The sequence below is a fragment of the Microbulbifer maximicatervae (SeqCode) genome (genome assembly GCF_052467695.1).
In genome coordinates, this window is sequence record NZ_CP174320.1 from 2,442,465 (window position 1) to 2,460,831 (window position 18,367).

Below are 18,367 nucleotides of genomic sequence, written 5' to 3' on the forward strand. Positions count from 1 at the left end.
CTAAATATTCGAGTGGTTTTACTCGGCAATCCAATAGCTCCTCCCTGATCTACTCGATTGCCACCTTGTAGCACCGTTTGTTGTATGAGTTAACGGTATTACACAGGTGTGAGCCGGAACATGGCCGGCAGCGATACTTCCCTGTAGCGCTTTGTCTGAAAGCTGTTTAAATCAGCCTTCAATAAATGGCTTTAAATTTCGTAATAGCTGTTGCTCCAGGGGTTCACTACCGCTAATTCCCATACCTGTCAGTTTTGATTTATCCAGCTGGCAATTGTAAGGGCGTGGCACTGTAAAATTGGGTTCACTTTCAGCGCTCAGGTGTTCGGCATTCAGGTTGCAAGCCTTGGCAATAATGTGTGCGAGCTCGTAGCGTGTGCAGGCCGTATCGCCACTCCACTGGTAAATGCCTTCAAAATTCATACCACTACGAATTTTTAGCAGGCATTGCTCCAGTACTTCAGCCACTTCCTCAACACTGGTGGGAAAACGAATAGCCCAGTGATCCAACGTGACTGGCTTTTGCTCGCGCAAAGTATCCAGTAGGGCGGTGATACCGGATTCCTCCAGATAGGCAACGGGCCCGAATAACCAGGGCAACCTCAATACCCAGTGGTTGCCGTTATTCAGTACCGCCTCTTCCCCTGCCAATTTACTGCGGCCATAGAAGTTAACCGGGTTGGGATTGTCATCAGCTTTGTAGGGCGGGGTGCTGCCATCAAAAACATAGTCGGTGCTGATATACACTAATTGTGTATCGTTTTCGTTACAGTATTTCGCCAGGAATTCTGTGCTGCTGACATTGAGCTGCCAGGCGGTGTCGGGGCTGTCGGCGCAGCGATCAGGCCAGCGCTCGGCGGCGCAGTGAATGACAATATCGGGATTAACCTGTTGCAGGCAGGTCTTCACTGCTTCGCTATCGGACAAGTCCAGGCGAATTAAATTATCTCCCGCGCGGGAAAAGGCGGTACCGGTAACAGAAAAAATCGGATTGCTGGAAAGCTGTTTAAATACACTGCGCCCCAATAGGCCGGAGGCGCCGGTAATCAGTATTTTCACGGGTGATTTCCTTTTGTCAGGCTGGCGGGAAACGTGTGGCCTGAGTGGGATAAAAGATGGTGCAGGATGGTTGGGTAGGCCACAACTGAAGGCCGCCTACCCGGGTGCTGCCCGATTTGCCTATCTGAAAAGTTACAGAAGGTGATACCGGGCTGGAGCAATTTACATCTGCTCCATCACTTCAATGCCAAGCAGATCGAGGCCAGTAGCGATAGTGCTGGCCACTAGATTACATAATTGCAGGCGGCTGTGCTTCTGCTGTTCACTTACGCCTTCTTTCAATACTGGGCAGGCTTCGTAGAAGCTCATATAGGCGCTGGCCAGTTCGTACAAGTAGGTGCAGAGTACGTGCGGGAAGGTATCTTTGGCTACCTGGTCCAGTACTTCGCCAAATTGGCTTAGTTTAATTGCCAGGGCGCGTTCCTGTGGGCTTTCCAGTTGGATATCGCCCTTGAGCTCGCTCGGCTCAATACCAGCTTTACGAAAAATACTGCGTACGCGGGTGTAAGCATACTGTAGGTAGGGGGCGGTATTGCCCTCAAAGCTCAGCATGGATTCCCAGCTGAAGATGTAATCGTTAGTGCGGGTCTTGCTTAGGTCCGCATATTTCACCGCGCCGATGCCCACCTTGCGCGCGATTTCTGCACAGGTTTTTTCATCCAGCTCCGGGTTTTTCTCAGCCACCAGTTTCTCTGCACGCTCTACTGCTTCATCCAGGAGGGCTGCCAGTTTTACGGTGCCGCCGGTGCGGGTTTTAAATGGTTTGCCATCGTCGCCCATCATGGTGCCAAAAGCGCAATGCTCTAGAGAAACCGACTCCGGCAGGAAGCTCGCTTTGCGCGAGGCGACAAAGGCCTGTTGTAGGTGCAGGGATTGGCGAGCATCAACAACATATAGGATACGGTCGGCACTGAGTTGGTTGGCGCGGTAGCGGATAGCGGCCAGGTCGGTGGTGGCATATAGGTAGCCGCCGCCTTTCTTCTGGATAATCATCGGGCTGGGGTTGCCCTCCTTATCGGCCATCTCTTCCAGGAAAACAACGATCGCGCCCTGGTCTTCAACGGCGATTCCATTATCCAGCAGCTCTTTTACCAGCACCGGCAGATCATCGTTGTACTGGCTTTCAGCGTAAACGTCTTCCTGTTTAAGGGTGACATTCAGTTTGGAGTAGATCTCTTCGCAGTGGCTGATAGAGATATCAATAAACTGCTTCCACAGTTTCAGGCACTGCTCATCTCCGCCTTGCAGTTTTACAACGTATTCACGGGCGCGATCGGCAAAGCCTTCTTCATCATCAAAGCGAACCTTGGCTTCGCGGTAGAAGACTTCCAGGTCGGCCAGTGCCACTTCTGCATCACTGTCTGCCAACTTGTCGGAAAGGTGTGCCAGCAACATACCGAACTGGGTGCCCCAGTCGCCCATATGATTTTGGCGAACTACCTTGTGACCTTGGAACTCCAACAGGCGTGCCAGGGCATCACCGATAATGGTGGTGCGCAGGTGGCCTACGTGCATTTCTTTGGCCAGGTTGGGATGGGAATAGTCGATGACTACGGTCTTGGGCTCTTCAACCGAGGCGATATTCAGGCGCTTGTCGCCTTGGGCGGCCAATAGCTGCTGGCTCAGCCACTGTTCGCTCAAGTGAATATTCAAGAAACCGGGGCCTGCGATCTCGACCTTTTCGATCATATCGCCCTTATCCAGCTGCTCAAGGATCTTGCCAGCCAGCTCACGCGGGTTGGTGCCCATACGCTTGGCAGCGCCCATAGCGCCATTGGCCTGGTAGTCGCCAAATCCGGCTTTCTTCGCAGGTGCCACAATCGGGCCGCATTCTTCGGGGATACCGGCGGCGAGCATGGCGGCCTGGAATTTGTCGGTGAGGAGCTGGCGAATATTCATAGAGTGAAGTGCTGTCTTAAATTCGTGGAAACGCCGAATTTTAATGGGCGGTGGCGGCTTTGCAACCAGCGTTGGCAAAGGAGTTGGTCCGGAGTGCTCGAAATCTCGACTTGGGTGTCCAGACGAGGAGGTTCTCGGTGGTATGATGCCGCCAAATTATGGAGGTACCGTGAGTTCTACCACACTTTATTGGCACGATTATGAAACCTGGGGTACAGACCCGGGTGCCGACAAGCCGGCGCAGTTTGCCGGTATCAGGACCGACGAAGAACTGAATATCGTCGGCGAGCCACTGATGATTTACTGCCGCCCTTCAGTGGATTGCCTGCCACAGCCGATGGCGAGCCTGGTGACTGGCATTAGCCCGCAGAAAGCCCTGGCCAATGGAGTGCCGGAAATAGAGTTTATCCAGCGCATCCTCGCCGAGCTGGGTGCGCCGGGCACCTGTGGGGTGGGCTACAACAGTTTGCGTTTTGATGACGAGGTAACTCGCTACACCCTTTATCGTAATCTGCTCGATCCCTATGAGCGGGAATGGCGCTCCGGCAACAGCCGCTGGGACATTATTGACATGGTGCGCCTCACCTACGCCCTGCGCCCAGAGGGAATCCAGTGGCCCACCCGTGAGGACGGTGCGCCGTCCTTCCGCCTGGAAGAATTGACCGCTGCCAATGGGATCTCCCACGAGGGCGCCCACGATGCGCTGTCGGATGTGCACGCCACCATTGATATGGCGAGGCTGATCCGCAATCAGCAGCCAAAGCTGTACGATTATGTGTTCCGCCTGCGCCGCAAGCAGGAGGCCGCCAAGATGATCGATATGCGCGAGCGCCGTCCGCTATTGCATATTTCCGGCAAGGTCTCTGCTAACCATGGTCACTTGACCTATGTGATGCCCTTGGCCAGTCACCCGGTTAACCGCAATGCGGTTATTGTTGCCAACCTGGCGATGGACCCCGAGCCATTACTCAGCCTGGATGCAGACACTCTGCGAGAGCGCCTATACACCTCTCGCGACAAGCTGGGTGAGGGCGAGTTGCCGGTAGGGCTGAAACTGGTGCATTTGAACAAGTGCCCGGTATTGGCGCCTGCAAATATGCTGGATGACAAGCGCGCCGCAGAGCTGGGTATCGATCGCACAACCTGTGAGGCGAACTGGCAGAAGCTCAAAGATATCGATTTGACGGAAAAGCTGCACAACGTATTCCTGGATCGGGAATTCCCTGAGAGAGATGTGGAAGCGGACCTTTACGGTGGATTCCTCAGCGACTCTGACCGCGATATCTGCCGTGAACTGCACCGTGGACTGGCGGCCCGAGGTCCGGAAGCTTTGGCGGGTGAAGTGCCTTTCACCGATAAGCGCCTACCCGAGCTGCTATTCCGTATGCGGGCGCGCAATTTCCCCGAGACCCTGTCTGAGGAAGAGCACCAGCGCTGGCAGATCTGGTGTTTCCAGCGCTTAACTGACGCTACTGCCGGGGCCTCAATCACCCTGGAAGATTACTTCCGCCAGCTGTCTGAGCTGCGGGTTCAGCACCCGGAGCGCATCTCCCTGATTACAGAGCTGGAGAACTGGGGCGATAGCTTACTCGCCTAATGTGTCGAATCACGTCAGCGGCCGTTCTTCCTCTGGGCTCTTTCCTGGTGCCCGAGTAGAATGCCGCTCGCGAATACCCGGCGCCCACAAGGCGCAACCACTGGAGTAACCATGGACTTTATCGGAGCCAATATTCTGTCGGTCAGCCAATTTGAGCGCGCCGACATAGAGCGTGTATTTGATGTAGCTGACGCCATGACCCCCTATGCACAGCGTGAAAAGGTAACGCGAGTATTGGAAGGGGCGATTCTCGGCAATATGTTTATGGAGCCGAGCACTCGTACTCGCCTGAGTTTTGGAGCCGCCTTTAATCTGTTGGGCGGTACTGTACGTGAAACGGTAGGAATTACTGCCAGCGCTATGGCAAAGGGCGAATCCCTTTACGACACCGCCCGAGTGCTATCGGGCTATAGCGACGTGATTTGTATGCGCCACCCAAAAGAAGGGTCGGTGGCTGAGTTTGCTGAAGCGAGTCGTGTGCCGGTGGTCAACGGCGGCGACGGCGCCAATGAACACCCCACCCAGGCACTGTTGGACCTCTACACCATTCGCAAGGAACTGGCTGCGCACGGCCGCACCCTGGATGATTTTCGTATCGCCATGATCGGCGACCTCAAGCACGGCCGCACGGTGCACTCCCTGTGCAAACTGCTGTGTTTGTTTGGCAAGGTGCAGATTACCCTGGTTTCTCCACCGGAACTGGCGATGCCGGAAATGATTGTGGAGATGCTGCGCGGGGCGGGGCACGAGGTGACGGTTACCGATCAGCTGGAATCCTCTATCTCCCATGTGGATATTGTTTACTCCACCCGTATCCAGGAAGAGCGTTTTGCCTCTCAGGAAGAAGCCAACCGCTACCGTGGGCGCTTCCGCCTGAATAAGGCTATTTTTACCCGCCACGCAGAGCCTAACACGGTAATCATGCACCCCTTGCCACGGGATTCACGCGCAGAGGCGAACGAACTGGATACCGACCTGAATGAACATCCGAGTCTGGCAATTTTCCGCCAGACCGATAATGGCTTGCTGGTGCGTATGGCTCTGTTTGCCATGTTGCTGGGTGTTGAGAATCAGGTAGATAAATATTCCCGCGATGTGAACTGGTATAGCCGACGCAATCGGGTATAAAACTACTCAACTGGGCGTAAATCCCGGTGGAAATAAACAAGGCCCCGGCTAATTCTGTTAATCTGATGGAATTAGCCGGGGTTTTTTGTTTCCGGTCTAGGGTGTCGTGAATGCTAAAGTGATTTTGCTTTTTCGCTGTGGCACTCAATATCCAAATATTGGCGTTGAGCCAGATGTCGCATCAGGGATGGATGCATGTCGAAGCAGAATTCGCCCGTTTTGTTCTTTCGCAGCTTGGTTTTCCTGGCGCTGCTGCTCAGCTTTTTTGTGTGTAAAAGTGCCGCCCAGGAAGAGCCCTTTCCCCATGTAGCCATACTCAAAATTGATGGCGCCATAGGTCCCGCGACGACTGATTATTTCAAGCGGGCCACGCAGGAGGCTGTGGACCAGGGCGCCGAGTTGGTGATTCTGCACCTGGATACTCCTGGGGGGTTGGATGCTGCCTCACGAGATATCATCCAACATATCCTTGCGTCTCCTATCCCTATTGCCACCTACGTTTACCCCTCCGGCGCGCGCGCTGCCAGTGCGGGAACTTATATTCTTTATGCCAGCCAGATCGCCGCTATGGCTCCTGCTACCACCTTGGGAGCGGCTACGCCAGTGCAGATTGGCGGACCTCAGGGCACACCTATGCCGGGAGGAAAGCAGGAGGAAGAGAAAAAAGAAAAGGCGGAAGACGGAGAGGATGAAGAAAAAGAAAAACCGCTTGCGGGAACGGCCATGGAGCGCAAAGTCGTTAATGACTCTGTCGCGTTTATCCGAGGGTTGGCACAGCGCCATGGGCGCAATGCAGACTGGGCGGAAAAAGCTGTACGCGAAGCAGCGACCCTGACAGCTCCGGAAGCGTTAAAAATGAATGTTATCGATATTGTTGCGGATAATGATGACGATTTATTGCGCCAGGTTGCCGGTCGAAAAGTATTACTCGATACCGGTGATTATACGATTCCGGAAAATATTGCCGAGTTGCAAAGTGAAAGTTACGAGCCGGATTGGCGCAATGAATTACTGGCCCTGATTACCAATCCTCAAGTGGCCTATATTTTGTTATTGGTGGGTATTTATGGGCTTATTTTTGAGGGTTATAGCCCCGGTGCTTTTGTTCCCGGGATTGTTGGTGTTATCTGCCTGCTTCTGGCATTTTATGCCTTGCAAGTTTTACCGATTAATTACGCTGGTCTTGCATTAATTATTGTTGGCGCATTGCTGATTGTGGCAGAGGTTTTCATGCCGAGTTTTGGTGCCCTGGGGATCGGCGGAATTGTTGCATTGGTGATTGGCTCTGTAATGCTTATTGATAGTGATGTGCCGGGAATGCAGGTTTCCAAACAGCTGATTGGGGCTATTGCCGGTGTAAGTGGTGTTTTTTTATTGATGTTGTTGACCGCTGTTGGACGCAGTTTACGCCAGCCGAAAGTCCCGGCAGACCAGGCTTTTGTGGGTCGCTCTGCGGTGGTAAGCGAAGTTAAGGACGCAGAGATCTTGGTGCATCTCGATGGAGAGATTTGGCAGGCGACCTGTAACCAGCCTCTGAAGGTGGGTCAGAAAGTTAGAGTAGTGGCCCAACACGGCATGGTTTTACGGGTAGAGGTGGAATAGGTAGGGCAATCAATTGAGCTAATGACAGCGCTCAACAGTTAAGGTGGGATTAAGGAGAGTCTAATGATGCTCAGTTATTTTTTTGGGATACTGGTAGTCGCACTCATACTGCTACTGATGTATGCCATTCGTATTTTGCGGGAGTATGAGCGCGCAGTGGTATTTTTCCTGGGGCGTTTCCAAACAGTGAAAGGGCCAGGACTGATTATAATCATTCCCATTGTTCAAACTATGGAGCGCGTGGATCTGCGCACTGTGGTGATGGACGTACCCACCCAGGATGTTATCAGCAGGGATAATGTCTCAGTAAAAGTCAACGCAGTGGTTTATTACCGGGTAATTAATCCACAGTCTGCAATTATTAATGTGGAATTTTATCACGAGGCTGTAAGCCAGTTAGCGCAAACTACATTGCGTTCGGTACTGGGTAAGCACGAGCTGGATGAGATGTTATGTGAGCGAGACAAGCTAAATGTAGATATCCAAAAAATACTCGATGAGCAAACAGATGCCTGGGGTGTAAAAGTTACTAATGTAGAGATTAAGCATATCGATCTTGATGAAAGTATGGTGCGGGCTATCGCACAGCAGGCAGAGGCGGAGCGCGCGCGGCGGGCTAAAGTTATACACGCAGAGGGGGAGGCGCAGGCGGCTTTAAAGCTGACTGAGGCAGCGAATCAATTATCGAAAAATGCCAACGCGATTACTTTGCGATATATGCAAACCATGATTGATATTGCCGGCGCAAATAACAGCTCTACAATTGTATTTCCGTTGCCACTGGATCTAATTGAGCCAATGCTGAAGCGGGGCTCTGCATCCAGTTAACGATGTCCTTAGCAAAGATCAAAAAAGGCCGCACTAATTAGTGCGGCCTTTTTTGTAGAGTTTAGAGCAGCTTTTTCATCAGGCTGCGGGTTGAACTATCCCAGTCATCCTGAGGAATTTCACCCTTGGCAGCCTTATGGATTTTTGAACTCAACTGCTTACCAAGTTCGACGCCCCACTGATCAAAGGGGTTGATCCCCAGCAGGCAGCCGCCAACGTAGACCTTGTGCTCGTACAGTGCCAGGAGCGAGCCCAGGTGGAAAGGATCTAACTTTTCCAGGATCAGGGTGTTGCTGGAGCGATTACCAGGGATTACTTTATGTGGGGCTAGGGCGTGGGCCTCACGATGAGTGTGACCAGCTTCTTCCAGCTCCTGGCGGGCCTCATGCAGGCTTTTGCCTCGCAGTAGCGCCTGGCTCTGGCTAATACAACAGGCCTGCAGCCAGCGGTGCTGTTCGAGGAGTTCAGACGTCGGTTCCTTGACTGCGATAAAGTCTGCTGGAATAAGGTCGGTTCCCTGGTGCAATAATTGGTGGAAAGAGTGTTGGCCATTCGTACCCTCACTGCCCCAGATAACGCTGCCACTGGGGTAGCCCAGCGCCTGCCCGTCCTTGTCGACACTTTTACCCAGGCTCTCCATATCCAGCTGCTGTAACCAGGCGGGGAATCGGGCCAGGCGCTGCGCGTAGGGCAGCACGACATGGCTGGTCGTATGCCAGCACTGGCGGTACCAGAACTGGGTCAACGCCATCAGTACGGGTAGATTGGATTCCAGTGGAGCCGTGGCGAAGTGCTGGTCCATTGCATTGGCGCCTTGCAGAAGCTGTTCAAAAACTTCATATCCACAAGCGAGAACTATGGGCAGGCCGATTGCAGACCAGAGTGAGTAGCGACCACCCACCCAATCCCACATTGGGAAAATATTCTCAGGAGCAATTCCGAAATCCTGAGCAGCAGTAATATTACTGCTCACCGCAACAAAGTGTTTGGCTAATTGTGACTCATCGCAACCGGCAGACAATATCCAGCGACGTGCAGACAGCGCATTTTCACGGGTTTCCAAAGTAGAAAAGGATTTGGAAGCAATCACAAAAAGGGTTTCTTCCGCATCGATACCTGCCAGGGTATCACTGAGGTCTGCGCCATCGATATTTGCTACAAAGTGCACATCGATAGAGTCTTTGTGCCAAGGACTGAGGGCCTCTACCGCCATGCGCGGACCCAGGTCGGAACCGCCGATACCGATATTCACGATATGGCGGATCGGTTTATCTGAGAAGCTGCGCCAGCTATGGTTGTGCACCGATTCGGCAAACTGTTTCATTTGCTCGCGGCAATCTTTTACCGCCCGCTCTTGTTCAGTTTTCGGTTGCCCCTGAAATCGCAGTGCGGTGTGCAGGGCAGGGCGGTGTTCGGTATTGTTGACAATGGCCCCGTTCACTAGCGCAGTAATTTGGTTGTTCAGACCCTGCTCTTCTGCATATTCCAACAGCAACTTAAGGGTGTCTTCACGCAAGTGGTTCTTACTGTAATCCAGATAGATTCCGGCTGCGTCTGAGCTGAACTTATCTGTCCTTTGGGGATCCGTTGCAAACAGCTCTCTCAAGGACCACTTATGTTGGTCAAAATGGGACTTCAACCGTGAGATTGCCGCTACACGGCTTAAAGCCAGGGTTTCACTAGTCATGGTATTCGGTTTGTTCTCTTCTGAGCCTTTTTATTGCCACTTGGCTAAAACGTACACAAATCAAATTTTATTTATTATTTCTGGGCGGCAATGCTAACGGCATTTTCTTTGCCGGGCCAGCGCCGCGGGCATCACAGTCTATTACAGGGAATGTTTCGAGATAAGGAACTGTGTGGGGAAAGACAAATGCCGCTCGTTAGAGCGGCATTTTGTGGTGATCCATACTAAATAAGGCTTTGTAAATCGGGTGTCTGTCAGCGGTGATTTGGTCAAAACTTCATTTAGTATGAATCACCACGCTGTCGGGCAAGAAAAAGATTTTACTTGACCACCTTCATGCAGCGCACTCTGTCGGAAGCCATCCAGCAGTCGGCATCTGCAGGACAAGCCATGGATAGAGGAATTTGTTCAGCGCCGGGTGGGCAGTAAGCTGGAGGTGCCGGAGGGCTACAGCAACCTGCAAGAACCAGTGCACTGATAATTCCAATTAAGTACTTGGCTGGAGTGAAATTCATCCCCTAACTCCTTTCCGTTGATGTTAGCCATTAGCATAGCCAATAAAACGTCACCTGTTGGTCAGCTTTGTAAAATCTGTTCTACAAAGGTACCGCCTATTTGAGTGTAATAGGCGTTGGGTTTAAATGTCTGTCAATGATCAAGTTATGAAAAGAGGTGCGCCAATTTATTTTAAAAAACTACTTAAATAAGGGGTTTTTTAAAAAATGTGGTTTGTGCTGACCATTTTTTATGGTGAATTTCGGTTGTTTAATCTACGCGCTGAAACTGATCGCGCCAGTTTTGAGGCAGACTCTAAGAATTATTATTGTGGCTGACAATGCCGCTTGATGGATTGGGGAGTTTTTTTGCGATGCAAAGAAAATGGTTTCACGAGTAAGAGTTTTTTCTGTTAAAAATTCTCACTCGTGAAAGTAGCTTTAATGGGTGAGGGAGCACCAGCTGAGGCGTTATCTTTAGGCCTTCAGTGTGTCGGTTTGGGTCCGTGCAAAAAATTGCCAAAGGCTACTGCGAGACTTTCTTTTCTTGCCGGGTCACGGAGAGCACTCAATAGGGCGATCCGCACTTTCGGAATGAACATTAAATCGGAAAGCAGTAAGTTAAAAGTCTGCTGGTCAGCGGCATCGGCCAGTTTGCCAACCCACTGTGCGGCCAGTTCCTGCTCTTCCAAATCTTGGACGCAGCGACTGCCTATTGCGGCCAGAACTTCTTTATTCCGGTTGCTGGCATCTTCAATCAAAAGTGACTGTATAAATGCCTGTCGCAATCCTTTGGCTGGTGAGTGAGAGATACCCCTGATCGCAGCAGCGGCCACCGAGATATCCGGTGTGCTTGCGGTCAGTTCTTGCTCTGCTCGCTCAATAATGGCTGCCGCAAGACGGTGGTCGACCGGCTGGTTTTCCAGGCAATGGCAAAGGTTAATAAAAACCGGAGCTGCGACTTTGCCAATCTGGCGCAATAACAAAGTACTTTCTTTTTCCCAGCGCGCAGCCAAATCGGCGATCCCTTGCAGCGCAAGGTTGTCCCAGCGGTGATTTTCCGGGTCGCCAAAATAGCGCAGGACAGACTCGTAATGTTCGCTGGGCTGGCGGCCCAGCAGAAGCGCTGTTTGGGAGTGGAATGCTGCCTGCCGCTCAGTTGACGGGGTAAACAGCAAGCCACTTTGCTGCAGCAGCTGGTCCAGCTGCGCTGCAGATTCAGAAGCGGGCCCCTGCTTGAGCTCCTGTGCCAGCGCTCGAAGCAACCCATCTCGGGCTTGAAGTTGCAGTTTGCCCTGCTCATCCAGCGGAAAGCGCAGGAACCAGACGATGGGTTCACCGCCCTCGGCCGGTTGCAGTAGCAGGCCCGTCCAGGCCTGGTGCAGGTATGGGTGTGGCCAGGGAGCCAGACCTGCTTCGAAGGATGCCGCAGTGGATTTCGAAACCGACTGTAAGCGCCGGCCCAGATCGAACCAGCGCAATTTGAAGTCAGCCTGCTCGATCAGGGCGCTTAGGGTACCGCTTTCACTCATAGGGGTTTTGTCTATTTCCTTAAGATGCCGTAGCCGCTACAGAAATGGGCTTCTGTTTAAAGTGCAGCCAGCCATAGGCGATCGCCAACAGAGGGCAGATAATATTGAATAGGGCAAAAGGCAGATACTCCCAGGTAGCAATACCCAGCGTTGCCGCCATAAAGGCCCCGCAGGTATTCCAGGGAATCAGCACCGAGGTGATGGTGCCGGAATCTTCAAGGGTACGGGACAAGTTAAGACCGTGAAGGCCCTTTTCCTTGAAGGCTTCGCGGAACATGCGGCCCGGAATAATAATCGCCATGTACTGATCGCCAGCAGCCAGGTTCATGCCAAAGCAGGTGAATACGGTGGCGGTTACCAGGCCGCCCACTGTTTTAACCAGTGACAAAACGCCCTGGACGATGACCTGTAGGAATCCGGCCCGCTCCATAGCACCACCGAAGGCCATGGCAGAGGTGATCAGCCATACAGTGTTGAGCATGCTGCTCATGCCGCCTTTGGACAGCAATGCAGCCACGTTCTCGTTGGTGGAAGTGGACTTATAGCCGTCGAAAAGACTGTACCAGGCGCCCTTCAGCGGGGCTAAAGCACCTTCACCGCCACCGAGGCGACGGGCGGCTTCCGGTTCGAAAATCAGTGCGATGGCACAGCCAACCAGGGAGCCGATGATCAATGTTGGGAAAGCGGGGACTTTGCGCCAAGCCATTGCTAGCAACAAGATCAAAGGCAGCAGGCTAACCAGGGAAATTTTGAACTCACTGCTAAGGGCGGTGAGCAATGATTCGATATCAGTTGCGGAGGCAGAACTGGCTTCAGAGGTAAAACCCAGGAAAGCGAAAACCGCCAGGGCGATCGCGAAGGCCGGGATCGCTGTGGACATCATATGGCGAATATGCTGGAACAGATCATTGGATGTTACCGCTGCGGCCACGTTGGTAGTGTCAGATAGCGGAGACATCTTATCGCCGAAGTAGGCGCCAGAGATTACGGCTCCGGCAGTGACCTCAAGGGATAGGCCCAGAGCGCCGGCAATTCCCATCAGTGCCACACCTAAGGTGCCCGCTGTGGTCCAGCTGGAGCCAATACTCAGTCCTACTACGGCACAAATAATACAGCTGGCGGCGTAGAACCACTGTGGCGATAGAATCTGCACGCCGTAATAGATCATTGAAGGCACTGTGCCGGCCAGAATCCAGCTACCGATAAGTGCACCTACAGACAGCAGGATCAGAATAGCGCCAAATACCAGGCCAATGCCATGGAGCATCCCACCTTCCATGTCGTTCCAGCTGTGTCCGTTCTTCATGCCCATCAAGGCAACCACACAGGCACAGAGCAGTAGCGCTATTTGATTGGGACCGTAGGAGGAGTCTGCACCGTAGAAATATACGGATAGTGACAACAGGGCGACGAGAATCCCGAGAGGGATCAGGGCGTCCGTTAAGCTGGGAGCGCGCGGCTCTGAGCTGGGGTTGGATTGAGACAAGGTGAACTCCTGCTTGACTGCGTGGCTAGCGCCGTATTCGTTATCGTTGTTTTGCCGTCGGCGGCGGTTAATAGCCTTATTCTCATAGCTTGGGGCGGTGAAGTCCACTTTGTATCATCGCACCATCGCTGTATTTTGGCGTTGACTTGGTCGTCGAAACCGGATTTATCACTGCGGTCAACTATCTGGTCGGGTCCAGTGCTGGCAGTTCGTCGACGCTTCCGGTATGTTCTGCGCCCAGTAGTCCCGGCTGATCCAGCCGCAAAATAAATAAGTGCGGGCCGTCTGAGGCAGGCCCGACAGGTAGTATTTCATGAGAGCAAGTGAGTTAGACCCCTCTCAATTCGAGGATATGCGCCCCTATCGCGATGATGAAGTGCGCGAGGTTATCAAAAGGCTAATTGCCGACCCGGAAATGTCCCACGCAGCTGCGCATTTCCTTGTCCCCAAACTGGCTCAGCTGGAGGGCACCGTCGCCTGGTTGGTACGTCAGTTTCTGCGCTTTGAACTCCGCAATGTTCGCAATGTGCGGGATCTTCAAGAGATTGTCGGCAAATATATGGAGAAGGTGATCAAGCGCACCACCTCCGGCCTGAGCATTTCTGGTCTGGACACCCTGCCCAGGGATCGCGCCTGCCTGTTTGTCAGCAATCACCGCGACATCGCTATGGACCCGGCGCTGATGATTCAGGCGATGTTCCGCGAAGGGCATGAGACCTCCCGCATTGCGATTGGAGACAACCTGCTCAGCAAGCAGTTTGCCAGCGACCTGATGAAGTTGAACAAGTGCTTCACCGTGGTGCGCAGTTCTGGCAGTCGTCGGGAAAAGCTGCAGGCAGCAACCCAGTTGTCCAATTACATCTATCACTCCATCGTCAACGATAACGAGCATGTGTGGATCGCACAGCGTTCCGGGCGCGCCAAAGATGGCCTGGATCGCACCAATCCAGCACTCTGCGCCATGTTCGCCATGACTAAGGACCGGGAAACGCCCTTTGCCGATTTTTGGCGCAAGTTGCATATTGTTCCGGTATCTATTTCCTACGAATGGGACCCCTGTGATGCACAGAAGGCCAAGGAAATTTACGTTACCGAGCACAAGGACGAGTACAAGAAGGGTAAAAACGAGGACTTGGCCTCGATTGGTAAGGGCATTGTCGGTCACAAAGGCCGTGTACATGCCGCCTTCGGCACGCCGATTGAAGGTGATTTTAACGATGTAAACAGCCTGGCTGAAGAAATAGATCGCCAAGTTATCGGCAACTACACATTGCATCCATCCAATATGATTGCCTACGAGATGGTTTACGGTGAGGTTCCGCAATTACCGGTGGGATATCCGGCTAAAGCCTGGGACCCCGCTGCACATAAAGAAGAGCGGGAGAAGTTTGAAGCGCGCATGGCTCGGGTCGATGAGCGCTGGCGCGACAAGGCTATTCAGGCCTACGCCAATCCCGTGGTATCTCGCCTCGCCTATGAGTAAGGCCCGCTGAGTTCAGAAGCTGGTGGGGAGAGGGCGCTTAGTGGATAATAGCGCCCCCTGCGCCAGCCACTTAGCGAATAGACCTCACCCCCGTGCTCAACGAAAAACACAAAAGCGCCATTCAGGGCGCCTATAGCCAATTTCTGTCCGGCCGAGGGCTGAAAGCCCGCTATGGGCAGAAGCTGATGGTAGCCGCCATTGCCCGCTCCCTGGGTTCCATCGCCCAGAATGCCAGTGGTGAGCGCGATAGCGACAAGACTGATGGCGAGCATATCTGTGTGGTTGAAGCGGGTACGGGTACCGGTAAAACCGTAGCTTACCTTCTCGCCTCTATTCCCCTGGCCCAGGCCCAGGACAAGACCCTGGTGATATCCACCGCCACGGTGGCCCTGCAGGAACAGATTATCCACAAGGACCTGCCAGAAGTTGCTCGCCACAGCGGGCTCAAATTTGAGTTTGCCCTGGCGAAGGGGCGTGGCCGCTATCTCTGCCTATCCAAGTTGGATCAACTCTTGTCCAGCTTTTCTGCCTCCGGCACCGGCCTTTCCCTTGGTCTCTATGAAGATGAACTCCCGCAGGTGGAAGCGGAGAGTGTCGCTCTCTACCAAAAGATGACGGATAGCCTGACATCGGGTACCTGGGATGGCGATCGGGATAACTGGCCGGATACGATCGAGACGGATGATTGGAGTCGGGTTACCACTGACCATCGCCAATGCAGTGGCCGCCGCTGCCCCCATGTCACTAATTGCAGCTTCTTCCGAGCGCGAGAGAGCCTGGGCAAGACACAGGTGATAGTTGCTAACCACGACCTGTTGCTGGCGGACCTGGCCCTGGGTGGTGGCGCGATTCTTCCGCCCCCGGAAGAGACTATTTATGTACTTGATGAAGCCCACCATCTACCGGAAAAGGCTCTCAATCATTTCTCTCACCACAGTCGCGTAGGGGCTTCCACCGGTTGGTTGGATCAAACCAATAAGGCCTTGGGGCAGATGCTGGGTGAGATTGGTGATGGCGCCCAGATCGACCGCTGCGGCGAGCAGCTGCCGGCGGTTCTCACCTCTGCCAAGCAGGGGTTGGAGCAGATGTGGCCGCTGATTGAAGAGCTGTGTGAATTTGAAGATGAGCGGGGCAATACCATCCGCCATCGCTTTGAAGGTGGGGTAATCCCCGATTCCATGTCGCAGCTGGCGGAAAAGCTGCGGGAAGACTTTGATGAGTTGGAAAGCCTGCTCAGCAAGATGTTGCAGACCGCCCAACGCATGATGGAGGACGGCCACTCGCCGGTACCCCTGGCAGATCTGGAGCGCTGGTACCCCCAGTTGGGCAGTTGGCATGGGCGCGCTGAGGCCAATCTTCTGTTGTGGGCGAATTACGCCCGTGCCGATGCTGATGGCGCATTGCCCCAGGCGCGCTGGGTCACCCTGGTGGACTGGGGCGGCTCCACAGATTTTGAGGTATGCAGCTCACCGATACTCGCAGGCAAAACCCTGGAGTACAGCCTGTGGCGCCGCTGCTACGGCGCGGTACTGACTTCGGCCACACTCACAGCCCTGGGGAAATTTGATCGTTTGCAAATGCGTGCCGGTACTCCCGACAATGCCAGCTATCAGGTGGTGCCGAGTCCTTTCGATTTTTCCCGTGCAACATTGCAAGTGCCCCCGGAAGCTGTGGATGCGGGCAATGCAGAGCAACACACAGACGCCATTATCGATGCGTTGCCAGACCTGCTGAAAGGGGAGGGTGGCGCTCTGGTACTGTTTTCCTCCCGGCGCCAGATGGAGACGGTTTACGAGGCGCTCCCTGGTACCTGGCGCAACCGAATCCTGATGCAGGGGCAGCAATCCCGCCAGCAGTTGCTGGATAGCCACCGTGAGATTATCGATGGCGGTGGCAGCAGTATTCTGTTCGGGCTTGCAAGTTTTGCCGAGGGATTGGACTTGCCTGGTGACTACTGCCGCCACGTGGTTATTGCAAAACTGCCTTTCGCGGTGCCCGATGATCCGATTGAGGCGGCGCTGGCGGAGTGGATTGAAGCTAAGGGCGGCAATCCGTTTATGCAAATCACAGTGCCGGATGCAGCCCTAAAATTGGTGCAGGCCTGCGGGCGCTTACTGCGGGCAGAAGGGGACAGCGGCACAGTCACTTTGCTGGATCGCCGGGTGGTTACCCGTCGCTATGGTCAGGCAATACTCAATTCACTGCCGCCCTTTAATCGAAAAATTTAGAAAATCTTTAGTCGTATTTGCGCTGTTACTCAGATTGGGCAGGTGGCTATTGCGTATTATCACGGCTGTAAATGTGAAGGTTCTATGAGTTATGCAACCTATTTATTCTGAAATCGCTGATCAGCTCCTGTTCCTTGAATCTGAACTGCGCAGCCTGCAGGTTTGGCAGGATAATGCGCCACCCGCAGAAGCCCTGGCCAGCACCGAGCCATTTTGTGTGGATACTTTGACCTTGCCCCAGTGGCTTCAATTTATTTTTTTGCCGCGTATGCAGGTCCTGATTGAAGGGGAGATGCCCCTACCGGGCCAGTGTGGTATTGCTCCGGTTGCCGAAGAGTTCTTCAAGGGGCGGGATGATGCTGCGGCACTGCTGGCTATTTTGGAAACTATCGACCAGCGCCTGCAGCAGGGCTAACCAGCTTCTGATTCCCTGAGCCCAGTACTCTCAATCACTCTGGGCGGCATGTCACATTGTTAGTGTTGAGTCCCGCGACTCGGCGGACATCGCTGTGCAGTGGCCGCGCTCATGAGCTAATATCGACCTTTTGCCTGAGGCGGAGAGCAATTTCTCCGTCAGATAAGCGAACACCGCGCGTTTGTAGCGGTCCGAATGGCATTGCTAATGGGGCTTGAGGTAATTGGTCGGTATGCAGAGATTTTCCCTTCTGTGGTTAATGTTGACGCTTTCGGTGCTCGCCGGTTGTGAGTCACTGATGTATCCGGGGCGGGACAGGGCCGCTCAACCAGCGGAAGATGCACCACCGGTAGAATCACCAGATTCTGCGATGCAGTGCCCAGAGCCTGCGGAAGTGATTTGTGCGGAACCGGAAGTGAAGGTTGTTGAGCGGGTAATCGAACGAACTGTAGAAAAAGTAGTCGAAGTGCCCGTTGCCAAAGATAAGTTGGTTTTGGGATCGGTAGAAGAAGTGGCCATAGAGCCTCCCGGCCTGATCCTGGAATCCGTTGTCGATACAGGTTCACCAACCTCCACACTGCGGGTCAGGAAGCTGACTCCGTTCGAGCGGGATGGCAGGGACTGGATCAGGTTCCAGATTGTTCAGTCGAGCAAAATGGACCCGGTTTCGGTAGAGCTGCCGATAAAACGCCATGTTCGAGTGGAGCGCCTGGGCTTTGATAATCAGCGCAGGCCGGTAGTGGAGCTTAACCTGACCGTTGGGCGTATAACCCACCAAGTCGAAGTTAACCTGACCGATGAGGGCGGCTCTGATTTATTGATGCTGCTGGGACGCAACTTCCTCAAAGATGCCGCTGTTGTCGATGTGAGCCGGCGCAATGTCCAGGGCCAACCCCAAATAGACGGGGTTAAATAGGCCAGTTATCCAA

Annotated in this window: 14 protein-coding genes; 8 read left to right on the forward strand and 6 right to left on the reverse strand. The window is 53.5% G+C overall.

Annotation, left to right across the window (positions count from 1 at the left end):
* Nucleotides 1-171: 171 nt before the first annotated feature.
* A complete protein-coding gene (locus tag ACJJI8_RS10735; protein ID WP_444935034.1) occupies nucleotides 172-1,059 on the reverse strand; it encodes a dTDP-4-dehydrorhamnose reductase family protein in 888 nt (295 codons plus the stop codon).
* Nucleotides 1,060-1,221: 162 nt separating this feature from the next.
* Nucleotides 1,222-2,958: an arginine--tRNA ligase gene (gene argS / locus ACJJI8_RS10740; protein ID WP_444895058.1), complete on the reverse strand. Its 1,737-nt coding sequence runs from the start codon at nucleotides 2,956-2,958 to the stop codon at nucleotides 1,222-1,224.
* Between the two features lie 142 nt (nucleotides 2,959-3,100).
* On the opposite strand from argS, the gene sbcB reads away from it, so the two are divergent.
* The 4 genes from sbcB to ACJJI8_RS10760 all read left to right on the forward strand — a co-directional run bounded on the left by sbcB (nucleotide 3,101) and on the right by ACJJI8_RS10760 (nucleotide 8,113).
* The gene (gene sbcB / locus ACJJI8_RS10745; RefSeq protein ID WP_444935035.1) at nucleotides 3,101-4,555 is read left to right on the forward strand and encodes an exodeoxyribonuclease I; all 1,455 of its coding nucleotides are present in this window, start codon (nucleotides 3,101-3,103) and stop codon (nucleotides 4,553-4,555) included.
* Between the two features lie 111 nt (nucleotides 4,556-4,666).
* Complete coding sequence (locus ACJJI8_RS10750; protein WP_413664546.1) at nucleotides 4,667-5,683, forward strand: aspartate carbamoyltransferase; 1,017 nt, start codon at nucleotides 4,667-4,669, stop codon at nucleotides 5,681-5,683.
* Nucleotides 5,684-5,878: 195 nt separating this feature from the next.
* A complete protein-coding gene (locus ACJJI8_RS10755) occupies nucleotides 5,879-7,285 on the forward strand; it encodes an NfeD family protein (RefSeq protein ID WP_444935036.1) in 1,407 nt (468 codons plus the stop codon).
* A 63-nt stretch (nucleotides 7,286-7,348) separates the two neighbouring features.
* Nucleotides 7,349-8,113: a slipin family protein gene (locus tag ACJJI8_RS10760; protein ID WP_413664548.1), complete on the forward strand. Its 765-nt coding sequence runs from the start codon at nucleotides 7,349-7,351 to the stop codon at nucleotides 8,111-8,113.
* Between the two features lie 61 nt (nucleotides 8,114-8,174).
* Here ACJJI8_RS10760 and pgi read toward each other — a convergent pair whose 3' ends face one another.
* The 4 genes from pgi to nhaC form a co-directional block, all read right to left on the reverse strand.
* Nucleotides 8,175-9,800 (reverse strand): glucose-6-phosphate isomerase, encoded by a 1,626-nt coding sequence (gene pgi / locus ACJJI8_RS10765; protein WP_444935037.1) that lies wholly within the window; start codon nucleotides 9,798-9,800, stop codon nucleotides 8,175-8,177.
* A gap of 320 nt (nucleotides 9,801-10,120) precedes the next feature.
* A complete protein-coding gene (locus ACJJI8_RS10770; RefSeq protein WP_157533369.1) occupies nucleotides 10,121-10,315 on the reverse strand; it encodes a hypothetical protein in 195 nt (64 codons plus the stop codon).
* A gap of 464 nt (nucleotides 10,316-10,779) precedes the next feature.
* Nucleotides 10,780-11,826 carry a DUF3549 family protein gene (locus ACJJI8_RS10775; protein WP_444935038.1) on the reverse strand — a complete coding sequence of 349 codons (1,047 nt, stop codon included), beginning with the start codon at nucleotides 11,824-11,826 and terminating at the stop codon, nucleotides 10,780-10,782.
* Between the two features lie 19 nt (nucleotides 11,827-11,845).
* A complete protein-coding gene (gene nhaC, locus ACJJI8_RS10780) occupies nucleotides 11,846-13,312 on the reverse strand; it encodes a Na+/H+ antiporter NhaC (RefSeq protein WP_413665846.1) in 1,467 nt (488 codons plus the stop codon).
* Between the two features lie 313 nt (nucleotides 13,313-13,625).
* Between nhaC and ACJJI8_RS10785 the strand changes: the two genes are divergently transcribed.
* The 4 genes from ACJJI8_RS10785 (at nucleotide 13,626) to ACJJI8_RS10800 (ending at nucleotide 18,354) form a co-directional block, all read left to right on the forward strand.
* Complete coding sequence (locus tag ACJJI8_RS10785) at nucleotides 13,626-14,795, forward strand: 1-acyl-sn-glycerol-3-phosphate acyltransferase (protein ID WP_444935039.1); 1,170 nt, start codon at nucleotides 13,626-13,628, stop codon at nucleotides 14,793-14,795.
* Between the two features lie 92 nt (nucleotides 14,796-14,887).
* Entirely contained in the window at nucleotides 14,888-17,023 is a 2,136-nt protein-coding gene (gene dinG, locus ACJJI8_RS10790) for an ATP-dependent DNA helicase DinG (protein WP_444935040.1), read from the forward strand.
* Nucleotides 17,024-17,114: 91 nt separating this feature from the next.
* Nucleotides 17,115-17,438 (forward strand): YqcC family protein, encoded by a 324-nt coding sequence (locus tag ACJJI8_RS10795; protein WP_282934088.1) that lies wholly within the window; start codon nucleotides 17,115-17,117, stop codon nucleotides 17,436-17,438.
* Between the two features lie 232 nt (nucleotides 17,439-17,670).
* The gene (locus tag ACJJI8_RS10800; RefSeq protein ID WP_444935041.1) at nucleotides 17,671-18,354 is read left to right on the forward strand and encodes an ATP-dependent zinc protease family protein; all 684 of its coding nucleotides are present in this window, start codon (nucleotides 17,671-17,673) and stop codon (nucleotides 18,352-18,354) included.
* Nucleotides 18,355-18,367 lie beyond the last annotated feature (13 nt).

Coding starts and splice junctions, on each gene's coding strand:
- argS (WP_444895058.1), bottom strand. CDS start 2,958: ATGAATATTCGCCAGCTCCTCACCGACAAATTCCAGGCCGCCATGCTC.
- sbcB (WP_444935035.1), top strand. CDS start 3,101: ATGATGCCGCCAAATTATGGAGGTACCGTGAGTTCTACCACACTTTAT.
- ACJJI8_RS10750 (WP_413664546.1), top strand. CDS start 4,667: ATGGACTTTATCGGAGCCAATATTCTGTCGGTCAGCCAATTTGAGCGC.
- ACJJI8_RS10755 (WP_444935036.1), top strand. CDS start 5,879: ATGTCGAAGCAGAATTCGCCCGTTTTGTTCTTTCGCAGCTTGGTTTTC.
- ACJJI8_RS10760 (WP_413664548.1), top strand. CDS start 7,349: ATGATGCTCAGTTATTTTTTTGGGATACTGGTAGTCGCACTCATACTG.
- pgi (WP_444935037.1), bottom strand. CDS start 9,800: ATGACTAGTGAAACCCTGGCTTTAAGCCGTGTAGCGGCAATCTCACGG.
- ACJJI8_RS10770 (WP_157533369.1), bottom strand. CDS start 10,315: ATGAATTTCACTCCAGCCAAGTACTTAATTGGAATTATCAGTGCACTG.
- ACJJI8_RS10775 (WP_444935038.1), bottom strand. CDS start 11,826: ATGAGTGAAAGCGGTACCCTAAGCGCCCTGATCGAGCAGGCTGACTTC.
- ACJJI8_RS10785 (WP_444935039.1), top strand. CDS start 13,626: ATGAGAGCAAGTGAGTTAGACCCCTCTCAATTCGAGGATATGCGCCCC.
- ACJJI8_RS10795 (WP_282934088.1), top strand. CDS start 17,115: ATGCAACCTATTTATTCTGAAATCGCTGATCAGCTCCTGTTCCTTGAA.
- ACJJI8_RS10800 (WP_444935041.1), top strand. CDS start 17,671: ATGCAGAGATTTTCCCTTCTGTGGTTAATGTTGACGCTTTCGGTGCTC.